Source organism: Streptomyces sp. NPDC006510 (assembly GCF_040611955.1).
Classification (GTDB): domain Bacteria; phylum Actinomycetota; class Actinomycetes; order Streptomycetales; family Streptomycetaceae; genus Streptomyces.
Genome location: NZ_JBEXPH010000264.1, coordinates 1 through 9287 on the forward strand (window position 1 = coordinate 1; position 9287 = coordinate 9287).

Consider the following 9287-nt stretch of genomic DNA (forward strand, 5'->3'; position numbering starts at 1 on the left):
CGAGCAGCAGCGGCGAGGCGCCCGGCGCCGCGGCGACGCGCTCCGGGCTGCCGTGCAGTCCGCGCCGTTCCCAGTAGGCGGTCGCGGCCTCGCGCAGGGCGTCGCTGCCACCGGTCGGTTCGGGTTCGCTGCGGCCCGCCGCCGAGGCGAGCACCTCGGCCAGCTCGGGCAGCACGGGCAGCCCTGGGTCGGGGGCGGGCGGCCCGTACCGGACGGGGCCCCGGTCCTCACGTACGGAGCGCGCGCCGCCCGCCGCCCGTCCGGTTCGCTGCCGCGCCATTCGGGCCTCCTTCGCCGCCGCCCCGTCACCCTGTCGCGCCGTCTCGCACTCTGGGCCCTTTATACGAGGGTTCGGCGGACCGCGCCCGCCGACGGTGGTCGGCAGGTGAGGCGGGATCAGCCCGCGAAGGCCGCCTGGGGCATTCCGTGCCCCGCGTCCGGCAGCACCAGCAGCGAACCGGACAGCGGGTGCGGGGCGGTGAGCCCGGTGCGGGCCGTGGAGATGTAGAGGTCGTTCAGGTCCCGGCCGCCGAAGGCGCAGGCGGTCGGGCGCCGGACCGGCAGTCCGACGATCCGGTCCAGGGTGCCGTCGGCCGTGTACCGGCGCACCGCGGCGCCGTCCCAGAGGGCGACCCAGACGGCTCCGTCGGCGTCGACCGTCAGCCCGTCGGGGAATCCCGCGCCCTCCTCGATCGTGGCGAACGGTCGCCGGTTCACGGCGTGTTCCCCGTCGAAGTCGAAGACGTCGATACGGCGCGTGGGTGTGTCGATGAAGTACATCAGCCGCCCGTCCGGGCTCCACCCGATGCCGTTGCCGCACGCCACCACGGGCACCGCGGTGGTCACCGCGCCATCGGCCGCGATCCGGGTGAGGCTGCCGCCGTCCGCGGCTCCGTCGTAGCGCATGGTGCCCGCCCACAGGGCCCCGTCCGGCGCGACCGCCGCGTCGTTGCCGCGCCGGCCCGGCTCCGGGTCGTGGACGAGCCAGCGGAAGGCGCCGTCGGCGTCGTACAGGCCGATGCCGTCGCGCAGATTGACCACGAGTCCGCCGCCGGCGCGCGGCTTGGCGGCACCGACGTGCTGTTCGGTCGCCATCACCGTGCGGCGGCCGGTCACCGGGTCGTAGGTGTGCACGCGCGCGGAGACGATGTCGACCCAGATCAGCCGGCCGGTGGCCCGGTCCCAGGTCGGGCCCTCGCCGAGCTCGGCCTGCTCATGTACGGCCACGTCCAGGTGTGGGGTGTTCACTGCTGCCTCTCGTGGTGTCCGGACCGGCCCGGGAGCGCGGCGCGGCCACCACCCGTACGGCCCGGTGCCCGAGCGGCCGCGCTGCTGATGCCGGAGCGCGCTCGCGGCACTCCGGGCGATGACCGGAATATCGAATACAGCGTAATCGGGTGGCATTTGGCCCGGCAATGCCGCCCGCCCCCGGGTGGCCTCAGGCCCGTCGGCCGAGCAGCGCGAGCAGCCGGGTCTGCGGGTCGGCGTCCGGCGCGGTCTCGACGGGCGCGGCGAACAGGCCGCTCTGCGAGAGGTCCTTCGCGTACGGCCCGACCTCGCGGCTCGCGAAGTCGACCAGCCGGGCGGGCAGCCGCTCGTCGGCACCGATCGCCCGGGACAGATCCCAGGCGTGCACCACGGCGTCGGCCACCATCTGCGCACAGTAGGCGTCGGCGGCGCTGACGCCGTACGACAGATTCACCGTCCGCCGCAGGGCGCCCGGCGCCTCGAACGCCTCGCGCGCCGCGTCCGCCGCCCGGTCCCACACGGCCACCGGGTCGTCGCCCAGCACATCGCAGTCGAAGGCGTCACCGACCTCGGCGACCGTGCGGCCCTCGGTGACCAGCGGCTCCACCCAGAGCTGCTCGGAGGTGAGATGGGCGACCAGGTCGCGGACGGTCCACTCGGTGCACGGCGTCGGTGCGGACCACTGGTCCTCGCGCACCGCGTGCACCCGGTCGGTGAAAAGCTGGAGCGCCTCGCCGTGGCGTTCGAGGATTTCGTTGACGGAGACAGATGCCATGCGTCCACTCTCCCCGGCCCGGAGCCTGGGCGCGAGCCCAGATCGCCCATATTCCAAGACGCCTATCTCATATTTCGACGGGATGGCCGTCGACGGCGGCCGCGCGAGCACCGGGGAGTTGACGGAGATCGCCGCCGCGTGGCGCGAGTGGGGCACCCGGGACGACGCCTGGTTCATGGTCCCGCACGGCGAGGTGCTCTGCCGGGCCTGAGCGCGCCGCCCCTCCCCCGAATCGATCACATGCCGATGTGCCGCCAACTACCCTTGGGCGCATGGACATTCTGGGAACCACGCTGCGTATCTGCGTCGACGACCTGGAGGCCGCGGTGGCCTTCTACGAGGACCTCACGGGCAGTTCGGCGCTCCGCTTCGAGCGCGGCGGGGTCTCGGTCGCCGCGATCAGCTGCTTTCTCCTGATGAGCGGCCCGGAGTCGGAGCTGGAGATCCTGCGCAAGGTGACGGCGACGATCGCGGTCAAGGACGTGGACGACGCGCATGCCTCCCTCACCCGCGTCGGTGCCCGGATCATCGCGGGGCCGGTACCGACGCCGGTCGGCCGCAATCTGATCGCCGTGCACCCGGACGGCTCGGTCTTCGAGTATGTCGACCGGACCCTGCCGTCCGGCCCGGGCCGATGAGGACGGACCCGGGCCGGTAGGGGCAGGCGCCCTCAACGCTTGGGGCGCATCCGGTAGTTGTACGTGTCGGGCAGTGGCTCGTCCGTGAGCCGGGCCCATACCTCGTCCAGAATCTCCGCACCCTCGCGCAGGTCCTCGACCTCGAAGCCCTCGTCGAAGACGGCCCGGGCGGCGGCCCGGTCGCCCTCGGCGATCAGCAGCCGGGCGTCCAGCAGACGGAAACGGCCGCGCCGCCGGACTGCCGTAGGCAGGGCGGCCCATACGGCTCGGGCCGCCGCGGGGCGCCCGGCCGTCAGCAGCGCCTCCATCGCCTCCCGGCCCAGCGCCGCCGTGGCCGCCGTCCAGGGCTCGCCGTCGTCGTGGCGTTCGGCGCACAGGTCGTCGAACGCCTCGCCGTAGAGGTCCGCGGCGCGGTCCCGCTGGCGGCCCTCCTCGGCGGCGACGGCGAGGCACCGCAGCAACGGCCAGCGGGACGGGGCGCGTACCAGTCCGCGCTCCCAGCTGCGGACCGCCTGGGCGCGGTCACCGGCATGCCACTGGGCGACTCCCAGGTGGTACTCGGTGAGGGGTTCGGCGGGAGCCGTCTCCAGCATGTCGCGCCAGTGCGAGGAGACCAGGGAGGGGCCCGGCGGGACCACCCGGCGCGGCTCGGGGAAGGTGCCCTGGTCCAGCAACTCCAGCCAGGGCCGCTGCTGTTCACCGAGAGTGGAGTCGGCGAACGGGGTGCCGGGAAGCTCGTACTTGCCCCGCCTGACCTCAAGCGCGCCCCAGCCCGAGCCGGTGGCGAGCGGCTCACCGGGTTCGGTGTCGGCACAGGGGCGCCAGGCGGCGTAGACGGCTTCGACGTCGGCGCGCGGCAGCGCCTCGGCGAGCCGCTGTTCGGTCTCGGCGCGGGCCGCCGCCCAGTCCTCGCCGTGCACGGCGAGCGGGTCCGCGGACAGCGGCCCGTACGACTCCAGCCAGCTGAACTCGGCGCCCGGTCCGAGCGGGACGTGTTCCAGCTGGGTACGGGCGAGTCCGGCCTGGATCTCGGCGTATCCGACGGTGCCGGGCTCGGTGAGCCACTGCTGCCAGCGGCGCCCGCCCGCGCCACTGCCCCAGAGGAACAGCTTGCGGCCGCGCAGCAGATCGGTCGACGTCTGGACGAGCCCGTGGCCGTCCTCGTCGAGCGAGGCGATCCAGCGGCGGGCGCCGTCGGGCACCTCGTAGAAGTAGTCGGCGGGAAAGTCACCGCGCAGCGGGTACGTACGGTCGACGGAGCCGGTCACGGGGACCGGGACCCGGGTCAGGGTCCGCTCGTACCCGAAGTGCCATGCCTCGTCGGCGGGGGCCAGGACACGGGTGCGTTCGCCTTCGGGCACGGCGATGTTGGACCACCAGTACACGGGTGCGGTGTGCTCGTGCGGATTGCGGATCCGTACGCCGACGTGCAGGAAGTCGGAGTCCTCGGGCAGCCACAGATCGACCTGGAACGGCAGGTCGCGCAGCCGCTCCCACTCCCAGAGGCGGACCATCTCGCCGCCGTCGGGTGCGGGGACGCGGGCCGCGTGGAGCGGGGCGCAGGACAGTGTGGTGTGGCCCGTGGCGCCGATGTTCCATTCGATGCCGCCGGAGAACCAGGCGCCGTTGAGCGCGAAGTCGGCGGGCTGCAGAACGGGGTTGCGGTAGAGGAGTTCACGGCCGGTCGGCTTGTGGTGGAGGGAGTGGACGCGGCCGCCGAGTCCGGGCAGGACGGTGGCCCGCAGCCGGTCGTTCTCGATGACGATCGCGTCGAGCCCGGTGGGGGTGCGCTCACGCCCGTAGCCGTCGAGGACGCGCACCGGCAGCACGGTGGCCAGTGGTTGAAAGCCGATCTGGCGTGCCATGTCACGTGGCAGCGCGGCCCGGTCGCGTTCGTCGACCACATGCATCTCGTCGAGCGGCCGCAGCGCGGGCAGCGGATTCTCCGGGCCCAGCGGCGCGGCGGGCAGAGTCAGTACGGCACGTCGTACGGTCGTGGCCAAGACAACCTCGCTCCCTCGCACGGGCCGCCGCAGGTCCGGGCGCCCCCGATGACCATGGAACACGCTGGACAACGCCCCGGCCAGGGGCGTCGCCGTCAGACTTCGGCAAAAGACCGCGCGGGCGGCCCGTATCCCGCCTCCCGCCCCGCCCGGCAGGCCCCGCCCGGTATTTCGGATGCGCCCCGCCCGTACCGCCGTAACCTTGGCCCTCGACAGATCACGAGCAGTGGCCGATGCGGCATGCCCGAACGGAACGCGGAACGGAACACGATGAGCACACAGCACACCTACCGAGTGATCGTGCGCGGCACCTGGGACGGCCTGACGGACGCGGCCCGTACCCGGCTGCTGTCCGAGGTGGACGGACACGGCCTGAGCGCGATGCAGTTCACCGAGGAGGGCTCGCTCACCTACGACCGTGTGCTCAAGCACTTCAGCTTCCGGTACGTGGTCGTCTGCGACGCCGAGGACGGCGAGGAGATGGCGGCCGCGATCGCCGAGGACCGGGCGGAGACCTACCTGAACGAGCAGGGGTACGGCCATGGCGCACTGCGGTCCACGGTGACGGACATGGACACCATGAAGATCAACTACAAGGGACGGCGCGGCCCGGGGGCGGCGTGATGCCGTCCGCGGCGCCCCCGACGCACGTCGTGAACCGGCTCAGGCGGCGGCCCATGGGACACGGCAGGTGTGGGGTGCCGTGCCCGCCGGGCACAGCGTCCTGATCACCGTCTTGCGGATCGCCCGCCAGGTCCGCAGCGAACACACCAGGTGGACGCGCAGTTCGACCGCCTCCCGCGCACCGCTGTTCAGGCCGGGGTTCTCCCAGGCCCACTGCTCCGCCAGGTGGTCGTAGGCGTCGGCGGTCGTCAGTTCGCTGCCGGGAAAGGTGCGTGCCACGGTCTCGTCGACGATCCGGGCGCTCCGGGACCCGACGGCCTCGTCGACGAGGCCGTCGACCCACGCCAGCCCCTGGTCGTCCGCGTACAGGCCGAAGGTCAGGGTGCGCGTCCTTGTCGTTCTCTTCGTTCTCGTCGTTCTCTTTGTGTCACACACTCTTCTCGGCCTTCTTCCTCGCGCGGTGTCGTGCACCGTAACCGGTGGAACCGGGGACCGCACGACGTTTCCGAGCCGTGGCGAGGACCTGGTCCGGGCCGACGGTGCGACCTGGTCGCCGGCGCGTGTGTCGTAATGTGCTCCACATGTCCCACGGCGCGATACCTCCTCGGCTCGACGGACCGTGGCGGTCGACGGCGACGGGTGTCGCCCATGCGCCCCAGCAGCCTGCGGAGCTCCGTCGTGCACGCCGTCAGGCCGTCCCGCTCATCGTGCTGGCCTGCCTGCTGGCGGCGAGCGCGGTCGTGATGTGCGGAATTGCGGTGTCGCACTGGGGCGACGAGTACCTGTGGATGTCGGATCGTTCCGGTGATTCCGCGCGGTACCGTCCGATCACGGTCTTCGGCATCGGCCTGCTCCTGTTGGTGCCCGCGGTTTTCAGCACAGCGGCCGTGCGGGTCCTGCGCAGGCCCAGGAAGCCGACGGTCGAGCTCACCCCGACGGTGGTGCGGTCGAACATGTCCGGTGTCGTCGAAGTGCCGTGGCAGGACGTCCTCGGGGCACGTGTGACGAACGGCTTGCACCTCGATCTCGCGCGCCCGGTCGCCGACTACCGGATCGCGGGCGGACGCCGCCGCGGTGACGAAGCGACTTCGCTCCGGCTGTACGCCCCGGCCGGTGAGCTGCTCCCGCTCGTGATGTGGCTGCGGGACCGTCCCGCGTCGCGCGCGACGGTCCTCGCGCCGTGGTCGGACCAGCTGGCTGTCAGGAGCGGCGAGGGAGAAGCGTGAGCCGACGGCGCGAGGGCACCGGGCAGGGGACCGAGCGGTTCGAGGCGTACGCCGACGGCTGGGTCATGAGCGACGCGACACCGCACCTGGAGCTGCCGCGGCTTTCAGTTGCTTCAGCCACTCCTCCAGGCCGCCTCCGAGGTACTTGGTGGAGGTGGGCACGTCCGCTTCGACCTGGGCACCGGTCCAGGTCTCCTCGGTCTGTACGAGAACACCGCCCCAGACCTCGGTGAAGGTCCAGACGTGGACGCCCTCGTCGATCTCCAGCCCCTTGCCGATCGCGGGCCCGGTCCAGCGGATGCACGTGTCGTGCTTGAGCTGACGGACGGTCGAGGTGATGGTCAGGGTGGTGGCGGGCGTCGTGGGGGTCGCGGGCGCCGGGGTGGTCCAGCGGAACCGCGAACCCTCCCGCAGCGGGCCCGCGTCCAGGCGCTCCATGCTGGTGACGGGCGGCTGCCACGACGGCCAGCGCTCCACGTCGGTCTGCAGATTCCAGACGGTGCGCAGCGGTGCGTGGATGACGGTCGCGGTCCGGTACCGGATCTTGGCGGTGGGATCGACGCCCTTGCCGCGGCAGGTCAGCGAAGCATCCCCACGGCCGGCGTGGTCGGCCCGCCCTGTCTGGCCGGTCCGGCCGGTCTGGCCGGTCTGGCCGGTCTGGCCGGGTGCGGCGGCACCGAGGACGCAGGCGGCGGCCAGCGGGACCGCCAGCAGGGCGGCGCGCACGCGGCGGGCGGTTCGTGGGGCAGCGGGTCGGGCCTGCTGGTTCGGTGCGTCGGTCATGGTGCTCCTCCTGGTTCAGTGCCTGGTCCGGCGGTCATCGCATCGGCACCGGCCCTGGCGGGCAAGTCCGTTGCAAGAGCCGGGGGTTGGCTCAACACCTCGCGGTTGTGTCGTCAGGCCTCAGGTGCGTTTGAAGAACTCGACCTCCCCGACCGCGATCGGCCGCCCCTCGCCCTGGCCGGCCGCGGCCCTCAGCACCAGCCGGACGGAGACGACATCGCTGATACCGGTCCGTACCGTCTGCCGGCCCGGTTTGTCGGTGAGCGTCACCGCCTTCTCGTGGACCTCACCGTCCGCCGAGGTGACGATCAGATCGGCCCGGGTGGGTCTGGCCCCGTGCCGGAATTCCTCGGGCTCCGTCGACACACCGGTGTGTACCACGACGCCGACCAGCCGGAACGGCTTGTCGAAGCCACAGGTCAGTGACGAGCCGAGCGTGGGCGCTCCCCAGTACTTGTTGGTCAGTCCGTCGACGGCGGCGGACGCCGGATGGCCGGGAGTGTGGGTGCTCGCGGTGACCTCGGTCGGGCTGATCTCCGCCGTTCCGCCGAGCTTGTCCCGTACGTCCTCGAAGAGTTGGCGCCCGGCCGGCAGGAACAGGTAGCCCGTGAACAGCAGCCCGACGACCGCCAGCACCAGCAGGGTCCGTCGCAGCACCCGGCCCGATCCGCGCCTCACCCGGCGGCGGAACGGCCACACCGTGCGCCACCACGGCAGCGGTGCCGGCTGCTCCCGGGTCTGCAACGGTGCGGCGCAGCGGCGGCAGAACCGGCGTCCCGGGAGGTTCGGGGTACCGCATGCCGGGCACGGTGGCCCGTCCGGCTCCTCGTCCTCCGTCACGGGTCTCACGACGGGCCGCCGGGCGATCGGCCTGGCCGGCTGCACCGCACCCACGGGCTCATCCGGTGCCGGTGGTTCCGGTTGTCCGGAGGCGGGCTGCGCCGGTGGTTCCGGCCGCACGGGGGCGGGCTGCGCCGGTCGCGGGGGCGGCTCCGGTGCCGGTGCGGGCTCCACGGGCGGCGGCCCGGCAGGTTCCGGCACCGGCGGCTCGGGGCGTGGGGCGGGCAAGGCGGGCGGGGCTTCGGCCGCAGGAGTCTCGGGCTCCGGGGCGGGCTCGGTCGCCGGCCGGGCTGCCGAACCCGCCGGTTCTGCGGGGCGGACGGGCTCCGCAGGGGCGGGAGGGGTCTGCGACGCCCGGGAGGACCAGCCCAGATAGGAACCGCAGTTCCCGCAGAATTCGTCGTCCTCGCGGTTGGCCGTACCGCACGCCGGACACGAGCGCATCGCGTCAGCCTCCTGTCTCGTCTGGCGGGCCCGGCAGAATCTCCACCCGGCACGTGAGGTGTACGGGGCACGAGGCGGCGACGACGTCCCGGACGCGGCTCGCGTCCACCGGTCCGCCGCCGGGCGCCCAGACCCGCACCAGCAGTTCTCCGGTCGGGGCCGGAGGCAGCTCCGCGCCCGGCTCGGACGACCACGCGGCACCGCCGCCGTCCTGGATGTCGGCCTGCACGCCGAAGCAGAGCCGGAGGTGTTCGACCAGGCCGCGGCGGGTGCCGCGCCACCGGTGCAGCTCGACGGCGCGGGCGACGACGGCCCGCCGCAGCCCCTCGGGCCACGCCGGATCGACATCGGCCGCCACCCAGGACGACAGCCAGGGCAGGAAGTCGGCCGGCGCCAGCGACGGGTCGAAGTAGGCGGGGAGATTGTCCAGCGTGGACAGGACGGGCGCCAGGACGGTGTCCAGGCCCGCCGTGAACCGCTGGGCCAGGTCGTCGTCCGCGTACAGCGCGGGCAGCAGCCCGCCGATCGGGTAGCGGCTGGCGAGCCCGGGTACGGCGGCTCTGGTCATGAGCCGTCACCGGCCGCGCTCGCGGTGACCTCGACCTGGTGCTGGTGCGAGAAGACCAGAGCACCCGGGGCGACATCGATCCGCTGCACCGCCGCCCCGCGCCGGCCGGTGATCGGGTTCGCGGGGAACAACCGCACC

The 9287-nt window shown here is 73.1% G+C and carries 10 protein-coding genes and 3 pseudogenes; 4 read left to right on the forward strand and 9 right to left on the reverse strand.

Annotated features, from left to right (window positions below):
• The 3 genes and pseudogenes from ABZY11_RS40000 to ABZY11_RS40010 all read right to left on the reverse strand — a co-directional run.
• Positions 1-280, reverse strand: a pseudogene (locus tag ABZY11_RS40000) (pyridoxal phosphate-dependent aminotransferase); the annotation flags it as partial.
• 116 nt (positions 281-396) lie between these two features.
• On the reverse strand, positions 397-1248 hold the full coding sequence (locus ABZY11_RS40005; protein ID WP_356483877.1) for an SMP-30/gluconolactonase/LRE family protein: 852 nt from the start codon (positions 1246-1248) through the stop codon (positions 397-399).
• 190 nt (positions 1249-1438) lie between these two features.
• On the reverse strand, positions 1439-2023 hold the full coding sequence (locus ABZY11_RS40010) for a TIGR03086 family metal-binding protein (RefSeq protein WP_356483878.1): 585 nt from the start codon (positions 2021-2023) through the stop codon (positions 1439-1441).
• Positions 2024-2105: 82 nt separating this feature from the next.
• Between ABZY11_RS40010 and ABZY11_RS40015 the strand changes: the two are divergent.
• A pseudogene (locus ABZY11_RS40015) lies at positions 2106-2234 on the forward strand (SAM-dependent methyltransferase); the annotation flags it as partial.
• Between the two features lie 61 nt (positions 2235-2295).
• Positions 2296-2661, forward strand: a complete 366-nt coding sequence (locus ABZY11_RS40020; protein ID WP_356483879.1) for a VOC family protein — start codon at positions 2296-2298, stop codon at positions 2659-2661.
• A gap of 32 nt (positions 2662-2693) precedes the next feature.
• On the opposite strand, the gene ABZY11_RS40025 is transcribed toward ABZY11_RS40020, so the two are convergent.
• Entirely contained in the window at positions 2694-4664 is a 1971-nt protein-coding gene (locus ABZY11_RS40025) for a DUF5107 domain-containing protein (protein WP_356483880.1), read from the reverse strand.
• 270 nt (positions 4665-4934) lie between these two features.
• Between ABZY11_RS40025 and ABZY11_RS40030 the strand changes: the two genes are divergently transcribed.
• Entirely contained in the window at positions 4935-5288 is a 354-nt protein-coding gene (locus ABZY11_RS40030) for a DUF6204 family protein (RefSeq protein WP_356483881.1), read from the forward strand.
• 39 nt (positions 5289-5327) lie between these two features.
• Here the strand turns inward: ABZY11_RS40030 and ABZY11_RS40035 are convergent, their stop codons facing one another.
• Complete coding sequence (locus ABZY11_RS40035) at positions 5328-5723, reverse strand: hypothetical protein (protein WP_356483882.1); 396 nt, start codon at positions 5721-5723, stop codon at positions 5328-5330.
• Positions 5724-5869: 146 nt separating this feature from the next.
• Here ABZY11_RS40035 and ABZY11_RS40040 point away from each other — a divergent pair, with 146 nt between their 5' ends.
• Positions 5870-6514, forward strand: a complete 645-nt coding sequence (locus ABZY11_RS40040; protein ID WP_356483883.1) for a hypothetical protein — start codon at positions 5870-5872, stop codon at positions 6512-6514.
• 63 nt (positions 6515-6577) lie between these two features.
• Here ABZY11_RS40040 and ABZY11_RS40045 read toward each other — a convergent pair whose 3' ends face one another.
• The 4 genes and pseudogenes from ABZY11_RS40045 to ABZY11_RS40060 form a co-directional block, all read right to left on the reverse strand.
• Positions 6578-7297: an SRPBCC family protein gene (locus ABZY11_RS40045; RefSeq protein WP_356483884.1), complete on the reverse strand. Its 720-nt coding sequence runs from the start codon at positions 7295-7297 to the stop codon at positions 6578-6580.
• 120 nt (positions 7298-7417) lie between these two features.
• Complete coding sequence (locus tag ABZY11_RS40050) at positions 7418-7954, reverse strand: zinc ribbon domain-containing protein (protein WP_356483886.1); 537 nt, start codon at positions 7952-7954, stop codon at positions 7418-7420.
• A 561-nt stretch (positions 7955-8515) separates the two neighbouring features.
• Positions 8516-8581: pseudogene (locus tag ABZY11_RS40055) on the reverse strand (zinc ribbon domain-containing protein); the annotation flags it as partial.
• A gap of 4 nt (positions 8582-8585) precedes the next feature.
• Positions 8586-9149, reverse strand: a complete 564-nt coding sequence (locus ABZY11_RS40060) for a phage tail protein I (protein ID WP_356483885.1) — start codon at positions 9147-9149, stop codon at positions 8586-8588.
• Positions 9150-9287 lie beyond the last annotated feature (138 nt).

Excerpts from the sequence above, each read along its gene's own strand:
- ABZY11_RS40040 (WP_356483883.1), top strand. The coding sequence starts at position 5,870 with ATGTCCCACGGCGCGATACCTCCTCGGCTCGACGGACCGTGGCGGTCG.
- ABZY11_RS40060 (WP_356483885.1), bottom strand. The coding sequence starts at position 9,149 with ATGACCAGAGCCGCCGTACCCGGGCTCGCCAGCCGCTACCCGATCGGC.
- ABZY11_RS40030 (WP_356483881.1), top strand. The coding sequence starts at position 4,935 with ATGAGCACACAGCACACCTACCGAGTGATCGTGCGCGGCACCTGGGAC.
- ABZY11_RS40010 (WP_356483878.1), bottom strand. The coding sequence starts at position 2,023 with ATGGCATCTGTCTCCGTCAACGAAATCCTCGAACGCCACGGCGAGGCG.
- ABZY11_RS40020 (WP_356483879.1), top strand. The coding sequence starts at position 2,296 with ATGGACATTCTGGGAACCACGCTGCGTATCTGCGTCGACGACCTGGAG.
- ABZY11_RS40045 (WP_356483884.1), bottom strand. The coding sequence starts at position 7,297 with ATGACCGACGCACCGAACCAGCAGGCCCGACCCGCTGCCCCACGAACC.